This window comes from Amycolatopsis sp. NPDC004378 (assembly GCF_053602455.1).
The window spans coordinates 136,271-158,532 of record NZ_JBSGDR010000021.1; the positions used below are offsets into that span (position 1 = coordinate 136,271).

Genomic DNA, 22,262 nt, shown 5'->3' on the forward strand with positions numbered 1-22,262 from the left:
ACTGCGCCCGCTACTTCCGGTCGTCATTTACCAGCTCATGCCACTGATCGAGTGCTCTGATCATGGGCGTGCCGCAACCGGAACGTCGGTCAACTTCCGGATCGCCTCGGAGATCTCTTCAGGCGTCGCGTCGACAGTTTGGGTGAACACCACGAAAGGGCTGCCGTAGTTTCTCGTCTGCCACCGCGCAGCCCGGCTCGAGGACGTGCGCCGGGACAGCGGACCGAAGACCGCGACCGCGGGCACGCGCACTCCTGGCCGGGGCACGAACGCCACCACTCGCTGACGACCTGACATCACGGGGTGTAGCCAGAGCGGCCGAAGCCGGCTGATCCGTACCTGCGCGAGCGCCGACCAAGGCACCGTCTCGAACCCGCGCGCCTCGACCCCATCCGGTCCGCAGCGCAGCAGCCACGGCCTCCCGCGGTGCCGCACCAGCGACACGATGCCGATCCCCAGCACCACGACGAACACCGCAGGGCAGGCGATCGCCAGCCACGGCGCCAGCAAGCCCCGCACCGCGATGACGACTTCGAACACGAGGAACCCGGTCAGTACGCCGAGTGCCCACAACTGGCCCCGGACCGACGGTCTCAGCAGCAATGCTCCCGACGACTCCATGTCCACCCCTCCGTTCACACAGAACCTTCCCCCGGGCCAGGTGGCCACAGCAGTAATCGGATGACGACGGGCTGCGCGTCCGGTCACAATGCCGGACGTGCGACTCACCTGGACGATCAAGCACCACGGCTGGGCCCTCTGCACTGTCGAGGACGAGCACACCAGCGCCGAGGCGTTCGCGTCCTACGTCACCGATGGTTCCGAGCAGCTGCTGAGGGCCGTCGCCGGGATCATTCTCCACGAGACCCGCACCAAGGCCGAGTTCGAGGCCGAACCCACCGTGTACCGCTGGTCGTTCCATCGTCGCGTGAGCACGGTCTCGATCCGCCTCGTCGAAGCAGCCGACTGGAAGACACCCGAGCACGAGGGAAGGCTGCTCTGGCAAAGTGAACAGTCGACGACCAGGCTCGCCAGAACCGTGCTCAGGGCCTTCGACACCGTCGCCCACGACCTGGGCGAAGACGGCTACCGGACCAGCTGGGGTCGCCCGTTTCCCCGGCACGAACTGGAAGGTCTCCGGAGGGCCTGGCGCGGAACAGTCCGGCCCCTCCGTTCCGTGCGTCAGGAGGTGGGTTCGCCGGGTGGCCTGAACATCGCGCGGTAGTCGCGCGGCCGGTGCCCGGTCAGGCGGGTGAAGATCGTGCTGAACGCCCCGGGATCGCGATAGCCAACTTCGGCCGCGATACCGGCGACCGTCCGCTCCGTCGTCTCGAGCAGGTGTTTCGCCCTGCGCACCCGCTCCCCTTGCAGGTAGCCGAGCGGGGTCTGGCCCGTTTCGGCGCGGAACCGCCGCAGGAGGCTTCGGGTGCTGACGTGAAAGGTCGCGGCGAGCAGCCCGAGGTCGTAGCGCTCGCGCATGTTCTGGTCCAGCCACCGTTTGACACCTTGGGAGAACCGGCTTCCGGTGGCCGGCAACAGGTCCGCGTCGACGTACGGGGCCTGGCTGGGCCGGGCGTCGTCGACGAGCGCCATGCGCGCGGTGGCGCGGGCGACGCGGCTGCCGTAGTGCTCGCGGATGAGGCCGAGGGCGAAGTCGTACATCGCGCTGAACGCGCCGGTCGTGGTCACGCCGCTGTCGGTGACCACCAGTTTCTCCGGTCTGACGTCGGTACCGGGGCAACGGGCGGCCAGCCGGTCGGCGAACAGCCACGACGTCGTCGACGCTCGCCCGTCGAGCAGGCCGGCCTCCGCCAGCAGGAACGCGCCGACGCAGATCGAAACCAGCGCGACTCCCGACCGCGAGCCGGCTCTGATGGTTTCGATCTCCGGTTTGAGCGACGCGAGTGTCGCGTCCAGGTCGAGTCCGGGGTGCAGCTCGAACCCCGGTACGACGAGGACGTCGACCCGCCGCACCGGCCCGACCGTGATCGGCGCGGCGCCCGAGGCGACCACGCGCCGCCGCGGCGACAGGATCGACACGTCGTACGGCGGATCCTCGGGCGCGGCGATGTGCGCGGCCATGGTGAGGAGGTCGGGAACCCCGAAGACCTCCGACGCGAAGCATCCCGGATAGGCGAGCACACCGACCCGAAGCGGAGCCACCATGGTGGCGAGATTACCCGTACATCTGGCGATCTCGCCACTGGCCGAACCGGCCACTCCAGCTCCACGATGCCGCTATGGCGATTACCGAACCGCAAAAGGACGACGCTCTCGTCGACTTCTCGAAGCGACTTTTCGAGGTCGGCGGCATCGGCAAGACCGTCTACGTCGGCGGGTCCGGCCCGGCGGTCGTGCTGATGCCGGAAATGCCCGGCATCAGCCCGGACCTCCTCCGGTTCGCGTGCTGGATCCGAGACGCGGGATTCACGGTCTACGTTCCGTCCCTGTTCGGCGCCGACGGCGCCTACCCCACCGCCGACGACGGGCAGAAGGTCGTCCGCCGTGCCTGCGTCAGCGCCGAATTCCGCGCGTTCGCCGGTGGCGGCACGAGCCCGATCACGGCCTGGCTCCGCGGGTTGGCGAGGACGGCGCAGACCGAGTGCGGCGGGCCAGGTGTGGGGGCGATCGGGCTGTGCTTCACCGGCAACTTCGCGCTCACCATGACCCTTGAACCGGCCGTGATCGCGCCGGTGGTCAACCATCCGTCGCTGCCGCTGGACGACCCCGGCGGACTGGAGCTCAGCGACGAGGACGCCGCGAGGGTGCGCGAGCGCATCGAGCGTGACGGGCTGAAGGTGCTGGCCTACCGCTTCGACAACGACCGGTGGTGCACCGGCCGGCGGTTCGCGGCCTACCGGGCACTGTTGGGCGACGCGTTCGACGGACGCGTCATCCCGGGCGAGACGGCCAACCCCGAGCCACCCCCGTTCTTCCGCGACGTCGTCGGCTGCCCCCACAGCGTCGTCACGGCCCACCTCGTCGACCGGCAGGGCCACCCCACGCTGCGCGCCCGAGACGAGATCCTGGCGTTCCTCGCCGAGCGGCTCGGCCAGGCCGGTCCGCAGGAGCAGGAAACGCATTGACGCTTTGCTCCCAGAGCCGAGGTCGTCGTCCGGTGCGAACGCAACCCCTTTTTCGTCTTTGGCACGAAAGCACGCGGCATCACCAGCTTCGCGGTAGGCCGAGGTCTCGTTCGTTTTGTTGACATCCTTGACTTTCCCGGTTGGCAAGGCGAGCGGCGCGAAGTTCGAGTCCGGTGCGGCGAAGGATGATCTGGTCGCCGAACTCGACGTTTTCCTGACTGCGGAAGGGTTCCCCGTCGACTACTACGAGAGTGACAACGAGTTCACTTGACCGCCGCGTCGCTCAGCTTAGGCCCGGCAGAACCCGAGCGATCAGCCTGGAGACATTGAAGGACATGGGGTACTACTTGCAGGCGGTCGTTGCGGCCGAGCCTGTGCTCCGAACGCTGACGGACTCGATCGAGGGCACCTGCACAGTCCCGCTCGGCCAGCACTTGTCGTTGGTGCCGATGACCGACGGGTTGTTCGATGCGGTCACCGCCGTCGGAGCGGCCGAGCTCGACGGGTTCTGGAAAGCACCCACTGGGTTCGGCAACGCACTGGCCGCTTGCTCGGCGAACGGTCCCATCGCCTACGTCGAAGCCGACTACTTCGGTGGACGCGGGACCCAGTCCGCGCAAGTCTGGGAAGGGGGTCAAGTAGTGCTCGGTCCCGTGCATTCGACCGAAACCGAGCCGACACCGGACGGTGGCAGCCCCATCTCCCAAGCGCTCCGGCGGCTCGGTGCTGTCAAGGGTGAGTACTTCGACGAGTTCGACGCCGTCGGGCTTGGACGCCACCGCGAAACGGACGACTGGCTTCCGTCCGCGAGCTGAGCCGGCAGGACGTCGCGGAGCAGCCAGGTCGAGCGTGTTCAGCCATTCCTTAAGAAAGAATGACACGGCCGCCCAGCGGAATAGGGCGGGTACGCCGCACGTCTATACCGCTGCACGTCCAGGTGCGTTTCACCTGGTGCCCCAGCTTCGCGCCGCAAGGCGGGGAAGGGAGAGCTGTGCCCCAGCAGGCCAACTACCACAAGAATCCGGACGCCGTGTCGCGGCTGGATCCGGAGCAGTACCGCGTGACCCAGCAGGACGGCACCGAACGTCCCTTCGCGAACGCGTACTGGGACAACCACGAGCCGGGCATCTACGTCGACGTCGTGTCGGGCGAGCCGCTGTTCGCCTCGGTCGACAAGTACGACAGCCGGTCCGGGTGGCCGAGCTTCACCAAGCCGATCGTCAAGGCGAACGTCGTCGAGCGGGAAGACTTCAGCCACGGGATGATCCGGGCCGAGGTCCGCTCGCTGCACGGGGACAGCCACCTCGGCCACGTCTTCGACGACGGCCCGCTCGACAAGGGCGGAATGCGCTACTGCGTCAACTCCGCGTCGTTGCGGTTCGTCCACCTCGACGACCTGGACGAGGCGGGCTACGGCGACTACCGCACCCTGTTCACCAGCGACACCGACGGCAAGTGAGGTCACCGGCGCGTTCGAGGAGAGCCATGCAGGAACCGCGCGAGACCCCGGTGGAGATCGTCGCGCTGCAGGTCTCCCCCGCGCACGCCTTCGAAGGCCGTCCGGCGGACGGCCCGCGGCCCGACCCGAAACCCGTCGAGCGCGACGAGGTGACCGTGCGCGCCGGGCTTGGGCTCGTCGGTGACCGCTACTTCAACCAGGCCGCTCACCGCCGGGCCGCCGTCACCCTCTTCGCCGCCGAGTCGCTCGACGTGCTCGCGAGCGACCTCGGCCTCGCCGCCGTGCCGGACCCGCACCTGCCGCGACGCAACATCGTCGTGCGCGGGTTTCCCGTAGACGAGCTGGCCGGAACCGGCGCCGTCTTCGGCCTCGACTCCGGCGCGGGCGAAGTCCGGTTCCAGGCCTACCGCCCGGCCCACCCGTGCGCCTGGATGGACGTGGTGCTGGCGCCCGGCGCGTTCCGCGGGCTGCGCGGGCGCGGCGGCGTGCGCTGCGCCCCGCTGGACGACGGAGTCCTGCGGGTCGGCCCCGCGACCCTCACCGTGGTGCACCCGGGTGCACCGAATCCGCGACCGCGACGGCCGTCGAAGCCCCTTCGGCCTTGACAGTCCTGGAGGTCGCCCACGGCTTCGATCGGGTCGTCCACATCTGCAGGAGGCGGCCGCCGGCTGCGCTTCGCTTTCGCGGCATTCGGCGACCCCAATGAAGCCGCAGTGCACGACGAAGACGCGGTGAGTCGGGTTTGCCCGACGTGAGCCCCTTCTCAGCAGGCCGACGCCGGCTCGTCCGGCGCGAGCGCGGCGGCCAGGGTGGAGTGCACGCGAAGCCCGCCGGGCAGCTCGAGGAACCTGAGCAGGTCGGCGAAGGGATCGGCGACGACCACGCTGAAGACGGTGCTCGACGCGGCCGCCCGCCGCTGCAGCGCCTCGAGCGCACGCAGGCCGGTCGCGGCGAGGATCGTCACGCCGCTGAAGTCCGCGATGATCGCCGACGTGTCCGCGGCGAAGACTTCGTCGAGGTGTTCGTGCACCACGCGAACTGTGTTCGTGTTCAGGTCTCCGGCGACGGTCAGCACCCGGACCCCGTCGAGCTCGTGCACCTCGACGCTGATGTTCGGATACTTCGCCGGTCCTGCCACGTCTCAGTCGTACTTTCCGAACATGGACGCGGGATCGCCGCCGGATGGGCGTCCGATGGACGACGACCGGGCTCACGAGCCGCTCGGCGCGGACCCGTGAGCCCCGGCGACGTCAGCGACCCACGGGCACCGGCTCGCGCACCGGGCTCGGGGGTGCCGCCACGGCCGGAGCGGGCACGAACGGCACCTCGCCACGCAGGACCGCCCGTGCGCGCGCGACATCGAGCTGGTTGTCCCAGCGCGCGACGGCCAGCGTCGCGACGCCGTTGCCGACCAAGCTGGTCAGCGCCCGGGCCTCGGACATGAACCGGTCGATGCCGAAGATGAGGGCGAGCGCGGCGACCGGGACGTGCGGGATGGCGCTGAGCGTGGCGGCCAGTGCGACGAACCCGGAGCCGGTGACCCCCGCGGCACCCTTCGACGTCAGGAGCATGACCGCGAGCATGGTCAGCTGCTGGACGAAGCCGAGGTGGATGCCGAGGGCCTGGGCGAGGAAGACGCCACCCATGGTCAGGTAGATCGCCGTGCCGTCGAGGTTGAAGGAGTACCCCGCGGGCAGGGTGATGCCGACGACCGGCTTCGCCGCGCCGGCGTGCTCCAGTTTGGCCATCATGCGCGGCAGGACCGGCTCGGTGGACGACGTGCCCAGGACGATGAGCAGCTCTTCCTTGATGTACCGCAGGAACGGCAGCAGCCGGAGCCCGTTGAGCCGCATGACCGAGCCGAGGACGAGCAGGACGAACACCAGCGACGTCGCCCAGAAGGACCCGACCAGCAGCGCGAGGTGGCGCAGCGTGCCCAGCCCGTAGTTGCCGATGGTGAAGGCCATCGAGCCGAAGGCGCCGATCGGGGCCAGCCGCATGATCCACCGGATGATCGTGAACAGCACGCCGGAGAACTTCTCGACCCCGCGGGCCACGCCCGCGCCGGCCTCACCGGAGGCGTGCAGGCCGAATCCGAACAGGACGGAGACCAGCAGCACCGGCAGGATCTCCTTGCCGGTCAACGCACTCACCAGGGTCGCCGGGATGGTGCCGAGGAGGAAGTCGGCGAAACTCTCGTGGGTCTGGGCGGTGACCGCCGGCAGGTGCTGAGTGGACAGCGTGGAGACGTCGACGTGCAGGCCGCTGCCGGGCCGGACGACGTTGACCACGACCAGCCCGATCACGAGGGCGATCGTGGTCAGGACCTCGAAGTAGATCAACGCCTTCACGCTGACCCGGCCGACGGCGCGGGCGTTGCCCATCGTGGCGATCCCGTGCACGACCGTGCAGAAGATGATCGGCGCGATCATCATCTTGACCAGTGCGATGAATGCGTCCCCGAGCGGCTTGAGCCCGGCACCGAACGAGGGCCACAACCAGCCCACGGCGGCGCCGAGCAGCACCCCGATCAGGCACTGGACGTAGAGGTGGGACAGCAGCCGCCGGACGCGGCTTCCGGAGGGGGGAGGGACAGGGCCCATGGCGGCGGCGTTGCGGCGCATGGCGGTTTCCTTTCTACAGCGGCGCGGGGACCGGAACATGGAGTTCCGCGCGGGCGATGCGCCGGGCGGCCCGCCGCAGCAGCACCGTGGCCGCCGACGGGGAGTCCCCGGGCACCATCCGGGTGGTGAGCACGCCGGCGGGTGTGCCGAGGCGCAGTGTGCCGTCGGCGGTCGGCCGGGCGGCGCGGTGGGCGAGGGTGCCGGGGGTGGCGGCGGCGGTGGTCAGCGCGACCGCGGAGGTCAGGCCGATCGCCGGGTGGGGCGCGTGCATGGAGACCATGCGCACGGCCAGGTCGTAGGAATCCGCGTCGACCTCGATGCCGTGGGTCGTGCGGTAGGCGACCGGAGGCGCGACGACACCGACCTTGGGCACGGCGTGGCTGACCGGGTCGCCCGGCAGGGCCAGTCCCATGGCGAGCGCCGCCTCCCGGCGCAGCGTCGTGAGCACGGGCACCGCGTCCGCGAAGCGCGCCAAGGGCTCGGAGCCGTCGAGGCCGAAAGCCTTGGCCTCGAACAGCGCGGCCGGCGCCCCGGCGTCCACAAGCGACACTTCGAAGGCGCCATCCGGTCCCGTCAGGGTGTCGATCGGGCGGCCGGTGGGCAGCGCGGCACCGGTCGTCGAGCCTGCCGGGTCCTCGAAGCCCAGCAGCACCGGCACCCCGCGTGCCGCGGTTCCGGGCACCGTTGCCTCGCCTTCGTCCGGCGCGACGCCGCCGGGCGTCGGGATAGTGGCGGTGAGCCGCGCGCCGGTGTTGGCGTTGACCATCCGGACGGTGGTGCTCGGCGTGCCGAGGGTGACGAGGCCGTGGTGGACCGCGTAGAGCGCCACCGCGGTGGCGCAGTTGCCGCAGTTGCCGGCCCATTCGACCCGCTCGTCGCCGATGCCCACCTGCGCGAAGGCGTACTCGATGTCGGTACCCGGTTCGGCCGAGGTCCGCACGATCGCGGCCTTGGACGTGGTCGAGGAAGCGCCGCCGACACCGTCGATCTGCCGGGGGTCGGCCGCGTTGAACGCCGCGCGCAGCAGGACATCGACATCCACTTCGGCCGCGGCGACGTCGTCGTGGCCGAAAATCCAGCACTTGCTGGTTCCTCCGCGGATCATTTCACCCCGCAGACTCAGCACGGCGGACTCCTCTGGGGTTCGGGCGGACCTCCTGTCCGCCGGTGCGTTCCACCATCGATGACCTGAGCGTGAAGTACAATCTCGGAAATCTGCAGGGGCATTAACCTGAACTGAACGGTGGCGGTGCGGCGATGCTGGACGTCCGACGGGTGCTCCTGCTGGCCGAGGTGTCCCGGCACGGCTCGGTGACCGCGACCGCCCGTGCGCTCAACTACACCCCGTCAGCGGTATCGCAGCAGGTCAGCCGCCTGGAGGCCGAGGCCCGCCAGCCGCTGCTGGAACGCCACGCCCGCGGCGTCACGCTCACCGACGCCGGCCGTGCACTCGTCGAGCGGGCGGAGCGCATCGAGCGCGAACTCACCGCGGCCGAGAACGAGCTCGCCGACTTCGCCGGGTTGCGCGCGGGCACGCTGCGGGTCGGCACGTTCCCGACGGTCGGCGCCTCCCTGCTCCCGCCGGCGGTGATCGCCTTCAAGGAAGCACACCCGGATGTCCGGCTCACCGTGCGCGGCAGCCGCCTCGCCGGGTTGTGGCGGATGCTGGAGAACCGCGAGATCGAGCTGTCCCTGATGTGGGACTACGACTGGTGCCGCGTCGACCGGGACGACGCCACCGTCATCCCGCTGCTCGACGACCCGCCCGCGCTCCTGGTGAGTGACCGGCACCCGCTCGCCCACCGCCGAAGCGCCTCGCTCGCCCAGCTCGCCGGCGACGCCTGGATCACGCGCGCCGAGAACCACCCGGTGGCCGAGGCGCTGACCCGCAGCTGCCGCGCCGTCGGCTTCGAACCCCAGATCGCCTACGAGGCCCACGACTACCAGGAGGCCCAGGCCATGGTCGCCGCCGGCATCGGGGTCGCGCTCGCCCCGACCCTGGCCCTGGACGGCGTCCGCCCCGGCGTCAAGGTCCTGCCCTTGCGGCCGCGCACCGCCGTGCGCCGGATCCTCCTCGTCCGGTTGACCGACCACGCACTGACGCACGCCGCCCAGGCGTTCGCCGACCTCCTGCACCGCAGCGCCGCGTCTCGCGGTGCATGAGCGCAGGATCCGAACGGATCCAAGTCCCCAACGCCCCTGCCAGGACGGGAATAGCCGCTTGTCCCGGCCGGTTGCACCCACTGGTCGATGCGTCGCGTGTCCCCCGGGCTCACCCCTTTGCCCTCGCGGAATTCCGTTCGGCTGGAGCCGCGTCGCGCCACTTGCCGAGAGGCGAACCGGGCGCGTCGACCCTGTGCGGGCGATGGCCCGTCCACCAGGCTCCGGTGGACGGGCCATCCTCATGTCGGGGGTAGGCCTCGCAGCGTGCTCTCACGGCATCCCGGCGAACGGGTCGAACGAGCGGGGCGCGCCGGCGAGGGCGGCCTTGGCCTCGATCGCCATCGCGTCGGCGAGGATCTCGATCTCTCCGGCTTCGATTCCGTCGAGCGCGGCCCCGACGTTGTCCGCCGGGTCGCTGAGGAGCCCCTCCGGCAGCGTCCCGGCTCCGAGGGTGGCCTCCGCGTAGGCCTTCATCGTCGGAGTCGCGGCCATGCCGATCACCACCGTGCTCACCAGGGTCCCCTGGCCGGCCAGCTCGAGGCGGAGCGCGTTGGTGAGCCCCCACTGGGCGGCCTTGCTGGCGGCGTAGGCGTTCGCACCGTCGTAGCTCGTCCAGGCCATGACCGACAGGACGTTGAGGATGGCGCCGCCACCGTTGCCGGCGAGGACGGGAGCGAAGGCCCGCGCCATGGCGAGGGTGCCGTAGAAGTTGGTGTCCATCGTGGCGCGGATCGTGTCCAGGTCGCCGTCGACGAGATTCACTCCCGGCGACACCGCGGCGTTGTTCACGAGCAGATCGACGTCGCCGGCGCGGGCCGCTGCGGCGGCGACCGACGCGGGATCCGAGATGTCGAGCCGCAGCACCTCCGCCCCCGGGAGCTCGACGAGCTCCGGGCGGCGCGCGGTGGCGTACACCTTCGCGGCGCCCCGTTCGATCAGCTGCTCGACGAAGTGGCGGCCGTGACCACCACCGCCGGCACCCGTGACGAGGGCGGTGGCTCCGTGCAGTTTCATGACTCTCCAGGCGGAAGGCGTGCCGGTGCCCGGCCCCGCCGGGTCGCGGCGGGGCCGGGCACCGGCCGGGTGGGTCAGCGGCCGTAGGCTTCGAGCAGCCGCAGCCACACTTCGCTGACGGTGGGGAAAGCCGGGACCGCGTGCCAGAGCCGGTCGATCGGCACCTCGCCGGCGATCGCGATCGTCGCCGCGTGGATCATCTCCGCGACGTCCGGGCCGACGAGGGTGAAGCCGACGAGCACCTTGCGGTCCTCGTCGACGACCATCCGGGCGTGGCCGCGGTAGCCCTCGGCGTGCAGGGAGGACCCGGCGGTGGCGGCCAGGTCGTAGTCGACGACGCGGGTGCGCAGCCCGGCGGCCTCGGCCTTGGCCGCGGTCAGGCCCACCGACGCGACTTCCGGCTCGGTGAAGACCACCTGCGGCACCGCGCGCTCGTCGGCGGTGGCCGCGTGCCTGCCCCACGGAGCGTCGTCGACCGGCTCGCCCTTCGCGCGGGCCACGATCACGTCGCCCACCACGCGGGCCTGGTACTTGCCCTGGTGCGTAAGCAGAACGCGGCGGTTGACATCACCGGCCGCGTACAGCCAGTCGTTGACCCGCATCGTGTCGTCGACCGTCAGCCAGGACCCCGGCTTCAGGCCGACGTGCTCCAGGCCGAGGTCCTGGGTGTTCGGCGTGCGGCCGATCGCGACGAGCAGCTCGTCGGCTTCGATCTGCTCGCCATCGGTGAGCGTGATCGACACCGTGCCGTCGTCATTGCGCTTGACGGACCCGGCTTCGGCGCCGACGCGGACCGAAACTCCCTTGTCCTGCAACGACGCCGTCACGTGCTCACCGACGAACGGCTCGTTCAGGTGCAGCACGCCGTCGCGGGCCAGCATCGTCACCGACGAGCCCAGCTGGCTGAACGCGGTCGCCATCTCCGAGGCCACCACCCCGCCGCCGATGATGGCGAGGCGGGCCGGAACCTCTTTCGCCGCCACGGTTTCGCGGCTCGTCCACGGCTTCGCGTCGCGCAGCCCCTCGATGTCCGGGACCAGCGCGCCGCTGCCGGTGGCGACGACGACGGCGTGCCGCGCGGTCACCGTCGTGGTGGTGCCGTCGGCGGCGGTCACCTCGACGACCCGCTCGCCGGCGATCCGGCCGTGTCCGCGCAGCAGTGGAACACCGACCGAGTCGAGCCAGGACACCTGGCCCTCGTCGTTCCAGTTCGAAGCAAAGGAGTCGCGACGGCGCAGCACCGCGGCCACGTCCAGGTCGCCGGTGACGGCTTCCCGCGCACCGGGCACCTGCCGGGCGGCGCGCAGAGCCGCACCACTGCGCAGCAGGGCCTTGGTCGGCATGCACGCCCAGTAGGAGCACTCACCGCCGACCAGTTCCCGCTCGACGATCGCGGCGGTCAGGCCGCCCTGCACCACCCGGTCGGCCACGTTCTCCCCGACCGGGCCGGCCCCGATGACGACGACGTCGTAGGTCGACATGTCAATTCCCCTTCGCGGCGCGGCCGAGCCGGATCGCCGAGACGAGGAAGAAGATGCCGCCGAGCACGGCGTAACCGGCCACACTGGACAGCGCGGGGTTCGCCGCGGAGGCGCTGATGACGAAGTTGGCCCCGGCCAGCACCGAGATACCGCCACTGAGGATCATCGGCCACTGGCCGCCCATCCTGCGGCGGGAAAGGCCGACGACCAGCTGGACCAGCCCGGCCACGATCGCCCAGGCACCCCACACCCGCAGCACCGCCGGGATGCCCGACGCGGCGGCGACGCCGATGCCGATGGTGGCGAGCAGGCTGATCGCCATGTTCACGTACAGCCCGGTGACCGAACCGTTCCCCTTCGCCGACCGGGCGTCCACGATGGCCGCCCCGACGTCGAACAGCGGGTAGACGACGACCAAGGCGACCCCGGCCGCCCCCAGACCCGACTTGGTGGTCAGGAACACCAAGACCGCCCACACGATGGCGAACGCGAACCGCACGAAGTACAACCGGCGCAGCGCCGGAGCGAACCCACCTACGGCGGGCGAGTCGACAGTAGTCACCATGATCCCTTTCGCAAGACCGAACGTTCTATCTCATGTCAGCATGGCCGCCACGCCGGACAAAGTCAAGACCGAACGTTCTATCCGAAGTCTTACGTCAGGCCCAGCGGCGGTAATCGTCGGCCGGCAGCGGGTGGTCCACCGGCACCACCCGCGAATGCACGGCGGTCAGGCAGCCCGGGCAGAACAGCTGGCGGAACACGACTTCCGCGTCGACGTACTCGAGCGGGTCGTGCCAGATGTGCGGCCCCGCTTCGGTCGGCGCCGCGTCCCGGCGGGCCAGCGAAGCGACGTACGCGCCCCCTTCCAGGGGCCCGATCTCGGTTCCACAGTGGACACAGGCCACCGTTCCACTGGCCAGTACCACCAGGTTGTCGTCGAGCCGGCGCACCTCCCCCAGCTCCGGCGTGCCGATCGGCTGGAGGGCGACCCCGGGCGACCGGCGCCGTCGCAGTTTCTCGCGCACCTCGCCGGTCGCGGTCACGTCCACCTCGCCGGCGCGGAGCACGACGCCGTAGACGTCCCGCGCGGCCTCGGCCGACACCCGGACCTGCGCGACGTCGTCGCGGACGCTCTCCGGCGAGCGCAGCAGCGGGTCGCCGTAGCCGCCCCCGGCCTGCCAGTGCAGGTAGAGCGCGTCCCCCGGCCCGAGGTCCGACTCCCCCTCGCAGGGCAGCACCTCGATCTCCCCGCCCAGCTCGCCCAGGTCGGCGGGGATGGTGACGGCCTGGGCGAGCTGGGGTTCGCGAACCCCGCGGACGACGAGGTCGAGCTGGGAGTTGCCGGGATAGCCCCCGGCCAGGCCGACGTTCTGGTTCGCGACCTTGCCGGTCCCGGAGACGACCAGCGACAGGGTCCCCGTCTGGTCGGGGTGCTGGACGTAGCAGACCGAGCCGCTCATCCCGCCCCGCTGCCGCCCCGGCCCGCCGGAGTCGGTCTGCTCGCGGCGCCACAGCGCGACGAGCGGGTAGAGGTACTCGGTCATCTCGACGTCCGGCGCCCGCGCGGCGGGGATGATCAACCGGCCGCCGGTGTCGACGCCGTCGTGGTACACCTGCGCGCCGTAACCGCCCGCCATCACGTCGAAGACGGGTGACACGAACCCTTTGCCGCCCCCGCCGCGAACGTCCGCTCCGGACACCACGCAGAGGTCCGTGGTGCCGTTGCAGATCGACTGCACGTCGGTGCGGTGATCCGGTTCCGCGTCCAGCATCTTGGCCAGCACCTCGGCGACCAGGTTGCCCGAACCCCAGGCCGGGCCGAACGGTCCCTTGCCCACCGCGGCCGGGAAGGACGCGTTGGTGATGGTGTCCTCGTCGGTGATGATCTCGAAGCAGCGCATCAGCCCGCCCGCCGCCCACGGGATGTCCCCCGCCAGCAACGGAAGCATCGTGAACACGATCCCCGCGCGCAGGCCCGGGTAGGGGCAGTTGATGATGCCGGTCTGTTCCGCGGTGCCGCGGAAGTCGAAGACGAGCTTGTCGGCTTCCTTCGTCATCGCGACCTTGATCGCGTGCAGGCCGCGGTCACCCGTCCGCGACTGCTCCTGGTAGCCGACCGCGGACCAGGTCCCGTCGGGCAGCGTTTCGAGCTTCGCGCGCAACCGGCGTTCGGCGTCGTCCATCATCCGGCGCATCACCGACTTGACCGTGTCGGCGCCGTACTTGGTGATGAGCCGCAGGATCTGCTCGGCCGCGTTCTTGTTGGCGGCGATCTTGGCGCGCAGGTCGAGGCCCACCAGGTGCGGCAGCCGCGAGCGGCGGACCCACGCGTCGGCGATGTCGCGCTGCAGCACGCCGCCGCGGACCACCTTCATCGGCGGCGTCGGGACGGCCTCGCCGAAGACGTCCTGCGCGGACGGGCTGAACGAACCCGGCCGCGGTCCGCCGAGGTCGACCTGGTGCGCGATCGCCGTCGTCCAGCCGAACAGCTTGCCGTCGTGGAAGATCGGCGCCAGGATCGCGGCGTCGTTCTGGTGCAGGCCGCCGCCGATCCAGGGGTCGTTGCACAGGAACATGTCGCCCTCGGCGATGCCGGGGTTGTCGCTGCGGTTGCGCAGCGTCCAGGTGATGGCCAGGTCCATCGAGCCGATCAGGCCGATGTTGTACGTGCCGACCTGGACTTGCTCGCCGAGCTCGTCGCAGATGGAGAAGTTGAAGTCGTTGGACTCGGTGACGACGTGCGAGCCCGACATCCGCCGCAGCGTCTCCCCCATCTCCTGGGTGATCGCCCAGAGCCGGTGCCGCACGACTTCGTAGGTCAGCGCGTCGACGTCGGCGTCGCCGACCTGGTGCAGCGGCAAGGAAGGCGAGATCTGCCGCAGCAGCTCTTCACGCGGCATCGGGCGGCTGGTGAACTCGTCCGCACCGGGAATTTTCGAAGTCATGGTTTCCTCACTGGTAGCGCAGCACGAGGTTGCCGAGGCGGTCGACGCGGCCGGTGACCCCGGCGGGGACCACGACCACCGTGGTCGGGACGTCCACAATGGCCGGGCCGACGAGCTCGTGGCCCGCGCGCAGCCGCGCGTAGTCGTAGACGGGAGTCGGCACGTAGCCGGTCTGTGAGTCGAGGCAGACCGAGCGTTCGCCGAGCAGGGCCTCCCGCGGATCCGAGTCGGAAGCGACCGGGATCTCCGGTAGTGCGATCGGGAAGCCGAGACCGGCCTTGGCCCGCATCCGGTAGGTGATCGCCTGCACGCCGGCCTCGCGGTAACCGGCGCCGCTGCCGTTGATGCGCTCGTACTGCTCCTCGAAGCGCTCGAGGATCTCGTCGCCGGTGCGCTCGGTGAACTGCGCGTCCGGGACGGCCGTGGCGAGTTCGGTGACCTGCATGGAGTACCGCAGGTCGATCTCGCGGTGCAGCGAGACGTCCTGGAACTTCACCTTCTGCCGGTCCAGCGCGCGCTGCAGATCGGCTTCCAACCGCGCGAAGTGGGACTCGAGCACCGCGGGACCGACCGGGAAGGCGGACGGGTCGGACAGCTCCGCGCTCAACGCGACGTCCGAGGCCGCGAGCCCGTAGGCCGAGAAAGCGGACGCGACCGGCCCGAGCGGCACGACGACCTCGCTCACGCCGAGGTCCTGGCAGTACCCGGCGCAGTGCGCGGGTCCCGCTCCCCCGAACGCGTAGGCGACGAAGTCCCGCGGGTCGTAGCCGGCCTGCACGACCGACCGGCGCAGGAGGTCGCCCGCCTGGGCGTTCTGCACCTCGTGAATCGCGATGGCGGCTTCCTCGACGGTGAGGCCGAGCGGTTCGGCGACGTGCTCGCGGATCGCCTCCCGGGCCAGGTCGAGCCGCAGCGGCTTGCGGCCGCCGAGCAACCCGCGCTCGCTGAGGATGCCGAGCACCAGGTTGGCGTCGGTGTTCGTGGGCCGGGTGCCGCCGTTGCCGTAGCAGGCCGGGCCGGGGACCGCTTCGGCGCTCTGCGGACCCAGCCGCAGGTTGCCGCCCTCGTCGACCGACGCGAGCGCGCCGCCGCCGGACCCGATGGTGTGCACGCGGATCGTCGCCGCGTTGATCGGGAACTGGTTGACGATGGAGCCCGGCGCCATCACCGGCTCGCCGTCGACGATCAGTCCCGCGAGGAACGTCGTGCCGCCGACGTCGGTGGTGATGACGTTGCGGTGCCCCAGCTGTTCGGCCAGGCGCAGCCCGCCGATCACCCCGCCGGACAGCACGGACCCCACCGTGGTGATGGCGTGCTCCGGCGCGCGGTCGGCGGTGATCGTGCCGCCTTCGCTCTGCATGACCAGCAGCGGCCCCTTGAGCCCGCCGTCCTCCAGCTGCTTCTGCAGCGGCAGCAGGTAAGTCCGCAGCCGCGGGCCGACCTGGGCGTTCATGATCGTCGTGGACGTCCGCGCGAACTCGCGGATGCGCGGACTGACCTCCGAGGACAGCGTCACGTACATGTCCGGCGCGATCTCGTGGACCAGCTCGCGGACGCGCTGCTCGTGAACCCCGTTCTTGAACGACCACAGCAGACAGACCGCGATCGCCTCGACCCCTTGGTCCACCAGGGACTGTGCGACCCGGCGGACCTCGGCTTCGTCGAGGGGCACCAGGACCTTCCCGGCGTGGTCGATCCGCTCGGTGACCTCCAGGGCCCGGTACTTCGGGATCAGCGGCGCGGGCTTGCGCTGCCGCAGCGTGTCCTGGATTTCGTGGGCCGAGCGGCCGAGGGTGCGGCCTTCGGCGTTCATGATGTAGATCGCGTCCCGGTGGCCCTGGGTGGCGATCAGCCCGACGTCGGCGACCTGGCCCTGCACCAGGGCGTTGATCGACGCCGTCGTGCCGTGGGCGATGTAGTCGGTCTGCGACAGCAGCTCGCCGACGCCGATGCCGAGCTCGGCGGCGAGGTCCTCGATCGCGCGCAGGACGCCGGCCTCGCGGTTCGGCGGCGTCGTCGGCGTCTTGGCCGACACGATCCGCCCGGCGCCGTCGGAGGCGACCGCGTCGGTGAACGTGCCGCCGACGTCGATGCCCAGTGCGTATGGCATTGCGTATCTCCTGGTGTCCGTTACCGCCGGGCGGTGGCTGTCTGGAGGACCTCGCCGGGACTGGCCTCGGCGCCGCCCATCCAGGCGACGTGCTGGTCCGGGCGCACGAGCAGCAGCTCGGCGGGGTACCGGCCGGGCACGTCGACGACGGTGAGCGGGATCGCGAGGTCGCGGGCGGCGAGGGTCCACGGCGTCACGGCGGCGCCCGGGTCCGTGCGCAGCAGGGTGAAGCCGGAGCCGAGGACGTCGAACACCGGCCGGCCGTCGTCGAGCCGGACGTGCGGCAGCCGGAACCCGGGCCGCGCGCGATCCTGGTGGCCGCCCATGGTGATCTCGGCGTGGTCCTCGCCGCCGAGCACCAGCGGCGAGCCCGCGTAGTGGTAGCCGAAGCTGAAGCCGTCGGGCGAGTACCGCCGTGGCTCGGTCTCGGCCAGCCGCGCGGCGAGCTCCGCGCGGGCCCGCTCGCCTTCGGGCCCGGCCAGGTGGATGTCCGGCGAGACGTCCGCGAACGACGTCCGGGCCTGCGCGCCCACCGCGGCGGCGAACTGCTCGCCGACCGGCTTGCGCTCGAGTTCGTAGGCGTCCAGCAGTTCCGGGGGCGCCCACCCGTGGTGGACGGCGGCGAGCATCCAGCCCAGCGTCGCCGCGTCCTGGATGCCCGCGTTCATCCCGAACCCGCCGACGGGGATCCAGATGTGGGCGGCGTCCCCGGCCAGGAACACGCGACCGGTGCGGTACCGCTGGGCGACCAGCCGACGTCCGGTCCAGCGGACCACGCCGAGCACCTCGTGCTCGACCGGCCGGCCCACCGACTCCCGCAGCAGCTGTTCCGGGTCCTCGCCCTCGGTGTCGTGATCGGGTGGGAAGGCGACGTGGTTGAGCCACAGTTCCTGGCCGTCGATGGCGATCAGCGACGCGATCCGGCGGCCGTAGGTCCAGTACGTCCAGGCCCGGTCCTTCGCGGCGAGCCGGCCCAGCTCGGGCGAGCGGACGAAGGTCGACACGAACCGCTGGATCGCGTCGACGCCTTCGTACCGGATGCCCAGCTGCCGCCGGACGGTGCTGTGGGCGCCGTCGCAGCCGACGACGTAGGCGTACCGCCGGGTGCGCGTCCGGCCGCCGGACTCCACGACGGCCTCGACGTGGTCGTCGTGCTGCCGCAGTTCCACCAGCCGGGTGCCGCGTTCGAGGGTCAGGCCGGGGAGCTTGCGCGCGTGGTTCTCCAGAATGGGTTCGAGGTACAGCTGGGAGATCCGGTGCTGCGGTTCCGGGGTGGGCCAGCCGTCCTGGCCCACGCCCGCCAGGACGTCTTGCGCGGACGGCAGGTCGATGCGGTAGATCGCCTCGCCGTCCAGCGTCGTCCGGTACTGGATCGACGTCGGGTAGTCCCCGGGCAGCCCGGCCCGGCGGATCTCGCCGGCCAGCCCGAGCCGCCGGAAGATCTCCATCGAGCGCGCGGAGGTCGTGTTGCACCGCGGGTTGACGGGCCGCTCGCCGGTCGCCTCGACGACGTGGCAGGGCACGCCGCGCTGGGCGAGGTCGATGGCGAGGGTCAGGCCGGCGGGGCCGGCGCCGACGATCAGGATTCCGGTCATGCGCTCAGGAACTCCCCTACCAGCTTGGTGAATTCGTCCGGCCGGTCGACGTGGATCCAGTGCCCGGCACCGGCCACGACGTGCAGGCGCCCGTGGGGCAGCACGTCGGCCAGACGCTCGGAGACCGCGACCGGCTGGACCCGGTCGCGCTCGCCGTGCAGGGCGAGCACGGGCGTGGTGATCTTGGTGAGGTCGACCGGCGGCGGGCCGCCCACGACGTCGGCGAACATCGACCGGAACGCCGCCTCCGCGCCCGGGCGCAGTGCCTGCCGCAGCCGGAGTCCGGTCAATTCGTCGAGGAGTCCTTCGTGGACGGTTTCGTCGGCGACCAGCCGGCCGAGGGTGGCCCGCATGGACCTGCGGGTCGGGTTGTCGTAGAAGGGAACCGTCGTGGGCATCGGGCCCGTGCCCGCCCCGCCCATGACGACCGCGCGATCGACCCGATCGGGTGCCACGGACAGCAGGGCCAGCGCCGCGGCCCCGCCCGCGGCGGAGTTGCCGACCACGTGCACGCGGTCCAGCCCGTGGCGGTCGAGGAGGTCGAGGACCTGCCGGGCGCGGGCGAGTGCCCACGCCCGAGGCCCGGTGAGTCCGCCGGACCCGGCGATCTGCGTGCCGAACCCGAGCAAGTCGGGCGCCAGGCAGCGGAACCCGCCGTCGAACCCGGCCCGCACGCTCGCCCAGTTGCTCGCGGCGTCCACGCCGGGCCCGCCGCCGTGCAGCAACACCAGGGCAGGCACGTCCGTCCTCCTTTGTGGATCGTACGTCGGGTCGCCGGTCACGGCAGCCGCGACAGGAACTCGTCGGTGCCGAGCAGCCGTGACGAAGTCAGCGCCATCACCCGAAGGGCAGCCAGGTGCATCTCGGCCGCGGACATGGGACCGGCCCCGAGGTCCGGGTAGTCGCAGGACGCGCACGCGTCGGACAGCACCACCGACCGGAACCCGCGTTCCAGGGCGCCGCGGGCCGTGCCTAACACGCAGCACTCCGTCGTCATCCCGGTGAGGACCACCGTCTCGACACCGAGTCCGCGCAGGATGATCTCCAGGTCGGTGGCGTAGAAGGAGTTGTACCGGTGCTTCTTGACCACCGGTTCGCCCGGCCGTGGCGCGAGGTCGGGGTGGATCTCCCCGCCGCGCTCGCCGTCCACGAGGGCCTCCCCCGCGGCCACCGGCGGATACAGCTCGCGGTGGATCCCCTGGTCGGCGCCGCCGGGCCGGTGGACGTGCGCGGCGTAGACGACCGGCATGCCCCGGCCGCGCGCGGCGTCCAGGACCCGCTGGATGGCGGGGATGACCCGCCTGCCCTCGGGGAACTCCAGCGGCGCGCCTTCTTCGACGAAGTCGTTCTGCATGTCGATGACCATCACGGCGGTGCGGTCCGGGGCGAACTCGGTCATGCGTCCGCCACCGCGCTTTCGACCGGCCGGTCCGTGGTGGTCCGGGCGGCGCGCCCGAACCGGGCGAGCAGGAGCGTCGCGACGGCGCCGATGACGCCGGGGATCGCGAAGAAGCGGAACATCGAGGCCGGTGCCCAGCCCGCCTGCAGCAGGAACCCGGCGAGCAGCGGGGCCAGGACGGCACCGAGCCTGCTCACCGCGACCGCCATGCCGAGCGCCGTCGCGCGGGCTTCGGCCGGGTACAGGCCCGGCACGATGACGTTGATCCCGGTGACCGTCCCGTTGAGGAACAACCCGACGAGCACCGCGACGACCAGGGCGATCGCCAGCGTCCGGAGGGAGAAGGAGAACAGGATGAGGGCGAGCGCGCCGATGCCGAAGTAGGCCGCGGTCAGACGGCGCGGGCCGAACTTGGAGACCAGCAGTCCCAGCAGGACCGCGCCCGTCACGCCGCCGAGGCTCAGCAGGACACCTCCGCTGATGCCCTGTCCGCTGGACATCCCGGCCTTCAGCAGCAGGCTCGGCGTCCACGAACTGGCGAAGTAGAACATCAGCTGCGCCGAGACGAAAGCGACCCAGACCAGCACGGTCCGCACCGCGTTGCTCCCGCGGAACAGCGAGTCGAGGACCACCTTGCGCGTCGCCGCCGCCGACGGCATTGCGGGCAGCTCACTGACCGGGGTGCGGCCCATCGAGACGAGGATCCGGTTGAGCTTCTCCAGCGCCCGGGCCGGACGGCGGGCGACGAGGAAGTCCATCGACTCCGGCAGGAACCGCAGCGCCACGGCGAAGAGGACCGCCGTGACGAGGGCGCCGAACACGAAGACCGAGCGCCAGCCGAACGCGCCCAGCAGCACGCTCGACGCGATTCCGGCGATCACCGAACCCAGGCCGTAGCCGGTGGTGATCAGCGCGACCACCAGCCCCCGGCGCCGGTGGTTCGCGTACTCGGAAGTGAGCACCGGCAGGCTGGCCGCCATCGCGCCCACGGCCGCGCCCGTCACCACCCGGCAGGCGAGCAACTGGCCGAAGTCCTGTGCCGCGGCGGCGGCGAGCATGCCCAGCGACGCCAGGGCGAGACAGGCGAGGGTGAGCGAGCGGCGCCCAACGCGGTCGGCCAGCGGGGCGAGGAAGAGCCCGCCGACGGCCATGCCGGCCAGCCCGCCGCTGAGCAGCACGCCCACCGCCGACGGGGACAAGCTCCACTGCCGGGTGATCGCCGGGCCGACGTAGGAGGTGACCAGGAGGTCGAACCCGTCGATCAGGTTGATGACGAGGCACAGCGCGACCGCTCTCACCTGGGCGCGGCTCATCGGTGAGTTCTTCACCTGTTCAAGGACGTTCAAGGGAAACCTCGCTTCGTTGCGGCGGCCGGTTACGTCCCCCCGGGGAAGCTCTGTATGTAGCGCTCACTCTACAACTCGACCGACCGGTTGGCGAGGCCCACCGGAAATCAGTTCGGTGGGCGGCGCGGCAAGCCGAAGCTCTTGGCGAGCACCACATCCATGGCCCGGGCCGGCAGCACCCGGCTCAGCGCCACCAGCGAGTGCGCGTCGGCCCCGACCTGGTAACGCGGCCGCGGGCGCTTCGCCGTGAGCGCGCGTTCGACGACCGCGGCGACCCGTTCCGGTGCTCCGGCACGCGATTCCACCTTCCTGCTGAACTCCAGGAACGTGTCCATTGCGGAACCGTAGTGACGCTCCGCGGTCTCGCCCATCGTCACACGGTCGGCCTCCGCCGCGGTCTCGGTGCTCGCGCGGTTCCGCGACTGGAAACTGCCGGGCTCGACGACCACCACGGGCACGTTCCACGGCCGCAGTTCCTGGCGCATCGAGTCCGAAAGCGCCTCGACGGCGAACTTCGAGGCGCTGTAGGCGCCGAGGAGCGGGATCGCGACCCGGCCGCTCGAGGAACTGATCATCACGATCCGCCCCCGTCCGGCGCGGACCGCCGGCAGGAAAGCCTGGCACACGGCCACGACTCCCACCACGTTGACCTCGAACTGCGCCCGCAACCGGTCGAGCGGAATGTGCTCCACCGGAGCGGAAACCGTGACTCCGGCGTTGTTCACCAGGCCGCGCAACGGGCCGATGTCCTTCGCCACCGCGGCCAGCCGGTCCACATCGGTCACATCGAGCGCCACCGGCCGGATGCGGGGGTGGGCCGGAGCGTCGGCGATCTTCCGCACCCCGGCGACGACGTCGTGTCCGCGCTCGGCGAGCCGGATGGCGATCGCCCGCCCGATCCCGCTGGACGTCCCGGTCACCAGAAAAGTCATGGTTCATCTCCTCAGTCGGGTTGGATCCACGACACCTGGATGAGCTGCTTGCCGGACTTGCGGGTGAGCAGGTTGCCCCGGCCCGGGGGCATGGCCGAGGGTTTG

The 22,262-nt window shown here is 71.1% G+C and carries 22 protein-coding genes; 7 read left to right on the forward strand and 15 right to left on the reverse strand.

The window, feature by feature from the left end; translation table 11 throughout:
* Positions 1–60 precede the first annotated feature (60 nt).
* The gene (locus tag ACWEN0_RS40465; protein WP_451985655.1) at positions 61–621 is read right to left on the reverse strand and encodes a hypothetical protein; all 561 of its coding nucleotides are present in this window, start codon (positions 619–621) and stop codon (positions 61–63) included.
* Positions 622–718: 97 nt separating this feature from the next.
* Here ACWEN0_RS40465 and ACWEN0_RS40470 point away from each other — a divergent pair, with 97 nt between their 5' ends.
* The gene (locus ACWEN0_RS40470; RefSeq protein WP_451985657.1) at positions 719–1,225 is read left to right on the forward strand and encodes a hypothetical protein; all 507 of its coding nucleotides are present in this window, start codon (positions 719–721) and stop codon (positions 1,223–1,225) included.
* On the opposite strand, the gene ACWEN0_RS40475 is transcribed toward ACWEN0_RS40470, so the two are convergent.
* A complete protein-coding gene (locus ACWEN0_RS40475) occupies positions 1,183–2,166 on the reverse strand; it encodes a GlxA family transcriptional regulator (protein ID WP_451985659.1) in 984 nt (327 codons plus the stop codon). The two genes, ACWEN0_RS40470 and ACWEN0_RS40475, sit on opposite strands and share 43 nt — an antisense overlap.
* A gap of 74 nt (positions 2,167–2,240) precedes the next feature.
* Between ACWEN0_RS40475 and ACWEN0_RS40480 the strand changes: the two genes are divergently transcribed.
* The 5 genes from ACWEN0_RS40480 (at position 2,241) to ACWEN0_RS40500 (ending at position 5,150) form a co-directional block, all read left to right on the forward strand.
* Positions 2,241–3,086 (forward strand): dienelactone hydrolase family protein, encoded by an 846-nt coding sequence (locus tag ACWEN0_RS40480; RefSeq protein WP_451985661.1) that lies wholly within the window; start codon positions 2,241–2,243, stop codon positions 3,084–3,086.
* A gap of 127 nt (positions 3,087–3,213) precedes the next feature.
* Complete coding sequence (locus ACWEN0_RS40485) at positions 3,214–3,357, forward strand: hypothetical protein (RefSeq protein WP_451985663.1); 144 nt, start codon at positions 3,214–3,216, stop codon at positions 3,355–3,357.
* Between the two features lie 64 nt (positions 3,358–3,421).
* Complete coding sequence (locus ACWEN0_RS40490; RefSeq protein ID WP_451985665.1) at positions 3,422–3,901, forward strand: hypothetical protein; 480 nt, start codon at positions 3,422–3,424, stop codon at positions 3,899–3,901.
* A gap of 176 nt (positions 3,902–4,077) precedes the next feature.
* Complete coding sequence (msrB, locus tag ACWEN0_RS40495; RefSeq protein ID WP_451985667.1) at positions 4,078–4,545, forward strand: peptide-methionine (R)-S-oxide reductase MsrB; 468 nt, start codon at positions 4,078–4,080, stop codon at positions 4,543–4,545.
* A gap of 26 nt (positions 4,546–4,571) precedes the next feature.
* The gene (locus tag ACWEN0_RS40500; protein WP_451985669.1) at positions 4,572–5,150 is read left to right on the forward strand and encodes an MOSC domain-containing protein; all 579 of its coding nucleotides are present in this window, start codon (positions 4,572–4,574) and stop codon (positions 5,148–5,150) included.
* A gap of 158 nt (positions 5,151–5,308) precedes the next feature.
* Here ACWEN0_RS40500 and ACWEN0_RS40505 read toward each other — a convergent pair whose 3' ends face one another.
* The 3 genes from ACWEN0_RS40505 to ACWEN0_RS40515 form a co-directional block, all read right to left on the reverse strand.
* Entirely contained in the window at positions 5,309–5,683 is a 375-nt protein-coding gene (locus tag ACWEN0_RS40505; RefSeq protein ID WP_451985671.1) for an STAS domain-containing protein, read from the reverse strand.
* 112 nt (positions 5,684–5,795) lie between these two features.
* Positions 5,796–7,169, reverse strand: a complete 1,374-nt coding sequence (dctA, locus tag ACWEN0_RS40510; RefSeq protein ID WP_451985673.1) for a C4-dicarboxylate transporter DctA — start codon at positions 7,167–7,169, stop codon at positions 5,796–5,798.
* Between the two features lie 13 nt (positions 7,170–7,182).
* On the reverse strand, positions 7,183–8,295 hold the full coding sequence (locus ACWEN0_RS40515) for a PrpF domain-containing protein (RefSeq protein WP_451985675.1): 1,113 nt from the start codon (positions 8,293–8,295) through the stop codon (positions 7,183–7,185).
* 131 nt (positions 8,296–8,426) lie between these two features.
* Here ACWEN0_RS40515 and ACWEN0_RS40520 point away from each other — a divergent pair, with 131 nt between their 5' ends.
* Positions 8,427–9,332 carry a LysR family transcriptional regulator gene (locus ACWEN0_RS40520; protein ID WP_451985677.1) on the forward strand — a complete coding sequence of 302 codons (906 nt, stop codon included), beginning with the start codon at positions 8,427–8,429 and terminating at the stop codon, positions 9,330–9,332.
* A 270-nt stretch (positions 9,333–9,602) separates the two neighbouring features.
* Here the strand turns inward: ACWEN0_RS40520 and ACWEN0_RS40525 are convergent, their stop codons facing one another.
* The 10 genes from ACWEN0_RS40525 to ACWEN0_RS40570 form a co-directional block, all read right to left on the reverse strand.
* Positions 9,603–10,346 carry an SDR family NAD(P)-dependent oxidoreductase gene (locus ACWEN0_RS40525; protein WP_451985679.1) on the reverse strand — a complete coding sequence of 248 codons (744 nt, stop codon included), beginning with the start codon at positions 10,344–10,346 and terminating at the stop codon, positions 9,603–9,605.
* A gap of 74 nt (positions 10,347–10,420) precedes the next feature.
* Positions 10,421–11,827, reverse strand: a complete 1,407-nt coding sequence (locus ACWEN0_RS40530; RefSeq protein ID WP_451985681.1) for a dihydrolipoyl dehydrogenase family protein — start codon at positions 11,825–11,827, stop codon at positions 10,421–10,423.
* Position 11,828: 1 nt separating this feature from the next.
* Complete coding sequence (locus tag ACWEN0_RS40535; protein ID WP_451985683.1) at positions 11,829–12,392, reverse strand: hypothetical protein; 564 nt, start codon at positions 12,390–12,392, stop codon at positions 11,829–11,831.
* A gap of 94 nt (positions 12,393–12,486) precedes the next feature.
* Complete coding sequence (locus ACWEN0_RS40540; protein ID WP_451985685.1) at positions 12,487–14,775, reverse strand: hydantoinase B/oxoprolinase family protein; 2,289 nt, start codon at positions 14,773–14,775, stop codon at positions 12,487–12,489.
* Between the two features lie 7 nt (positions 14,776–14,782).
* A complete protein-coding gene (locus tag ACWEN0_RS40545) occupies positions 14,783–16,885 on the reverse strand; it encodes a hydantoinase/oxoprolinase family protein (RefSeq protein WP_451985687.1) in 2,103 nt (700 codons plus the stop codon).
* A 20-nt stretch (positions 16,886–16,905) separates the two neighbouring features.
* Positions 16,906–18,480: an FAD-dependent monooxygenase gene (locus tag ACWEN0_RS40550; RefSeq protein ID WP_451985689.1), complete on the reverse strand. Its 1,575-nt coding sequence runs from the start codon at positions 18,478–18,480 to the stop codon at positions 16,906–16,908.
* On the reverse strand, positions 18,477–19,220 hold the full coding sequence (locus tag ACWEN0_RS40555; RefSeq protein WP_451985691.1) for an alpha/beta fold hydrolase: 744 nt from the start codon (positions 19,218–19,220) through the stop codon (positions 18,477–18,479). Before ACWEN0_RS40555 ends, ACWEN0_RS40550 begins: the two co-directional genes overlap by 4 nt.
* Before the next feature lie 38 nt (positions 19,221–19,258).
* Positions 19,259–19,879 carry a cysteine hydrolase family protein gene (locus ACWEN0_RS40560; RefSeq protein ID WP_451985693.1) on the reverse strand — a complete coding sequence of 207 codons (621 nt, stop codon included), beginning with the start codon at positions 19,877–19,879 and terminating at the stop codon, positions 19,259–19,261.
* On the reverse strand, positions 19,876–21,192 hold the full coding sequence (locus ACWEN0_RS40565; RefSeq protein ID WP_451985694.1) for an MFS transporter: 1,317 nt from the start codon (positions 21,190–21,192) through the stop codon (positions 19,876–19,878). Before ACWEN0_RS40565 ends, ACWEN0_RS40560 begins: the two co-directional genes overlap by 4 nt.
* Positions 21,193–21,332: 140 nt before the next feature.
* The gene (locus tag ACWEN0_RS40570; RefSeq protein ID WP_451985696.1) at positions 21,333–22,157 is read right to left on the reverse strand and encodes an SDR family NAD(P)-dependent oxidoreductase; all 825 of its coding nucleotides are present in this window, start codon (positions 22,155–22,157) and stop codon (positions 21,333–21,335) included.
* Positions 22,158–22,262 lie beyond the last annotated feature (105 nt).

Coding starts and splice junctions, on each gene's coding strand:
- dctA (WP_451985673.1), bottom strand. CDS start 7,169: ATGCGCCGCAACGCCGCCGCCATGGGCCCTGTCCCTCCCCCCTCCGGA.
- ACWEN0_RS40480 (WP_451985661.1), top strand. CDS start 2,241: ATGGCGATTACCGAACCGCAAAAGGACGACGCTCTCGTCGACTTCTCG.
- ACWEN0_RS40475 (WP_451985659.1), bottom strand. CDS start 2,166: ATGGTGGCTCCGCTTCGGGTCGGTGTGCTCGCCTATCCGGGATGCTTC.
- ACWEN0_RS40560 (WP_451985693.1), bottom strand. CDS start 19,879: ATGACCGAGTTCGCCCCGGACCGCACCGCCGTGATGGTCATCGACATG.
- ACWEN0_RS40545 (WP_451985687.1), bottom strand. CDS start 16,885: ATGCCATACGCACTGGGCATCGACGTCGGCGGCACGTTCACCGACGCG.
- ACWEN0_RS40490 (WP_451985665.1), top strand. CDS start 3,422: ATGGGGTACTACTTGCAGGCGGTCGTTGCGGCCGAGCCTGTGCTCCGA.
- ACWEN0_RS40565 (WP_451985694.1), bottom strand. CDS start 21,192: ATGAGCCGCGCCCAGGTGAGAGCGGTCGCGCTGTGCCTCGTCATCAAC.
- ACWEN0_RS40520 (WP_451985677.1), top strand. CDS start 8,427: ATGCTGGACGTCCGACGGGTGCTCCTGCTGGCCGAGGTGTCCCGGCAC.
- ACWEN0_RS40550 (WP_451985689.1), bottom strand. CDS start 18,480: ATGACCGGAATCCTGATCGTCGGCGCCGGCCCCGCCGGCCTGACCCTC.
- ACWEN0_RS40500 (WP_451985669.1), top strand. CDS start 4,572: ATGCAGGAACCGCGCGAGACCCCGGTGGAGATCGTCGCGCTGCAGGTC.
- ACWEN0_RS40570 (WP_451985696.1), bottom strand. CDS start 22,157: ATGACTTTTCTGGTGACCGGGACGTCCAGCGGGATCGGGCGGGCGATC.
- ACWEN0_RS40530 (WP_451985681.1), bottom strand. CDS start 11,827: ATGTCGACCTACGACGTCGTCGTCATCGGGGCCGGCCCGGTCGGGGAG.
- ACWEN0_RS40465 (WP_451985655.1), bottom strand. CDS start 621: ATGGAGTCGTCGGGAGCATTGCTGCTGAGACCGTCGGTCCGGGGCCAG.
- ACWEN0_RS40535 (WP_451985683.1), bottom strand. CDS start 12,392: ATGGTGACTACTGTCGACTCGCCCGCCGTAGGTGGGTTCGCTCCGGCG.
- ACWEN0_RS40540 (WP_451985685.1), bottom strand. CDS start 14,775: ATGACTTCGAAAATTCCCGGTGCGGACGAGTTCACCAGCCGCCCGATG.
- ACWEN0_RS40525 (WP_451985679.1), bottom strand. CDS start 10,346: ATGAAACTGCACGGAGCCACCGCCCTCGTCACGGGTGCCGGCGGTGGT.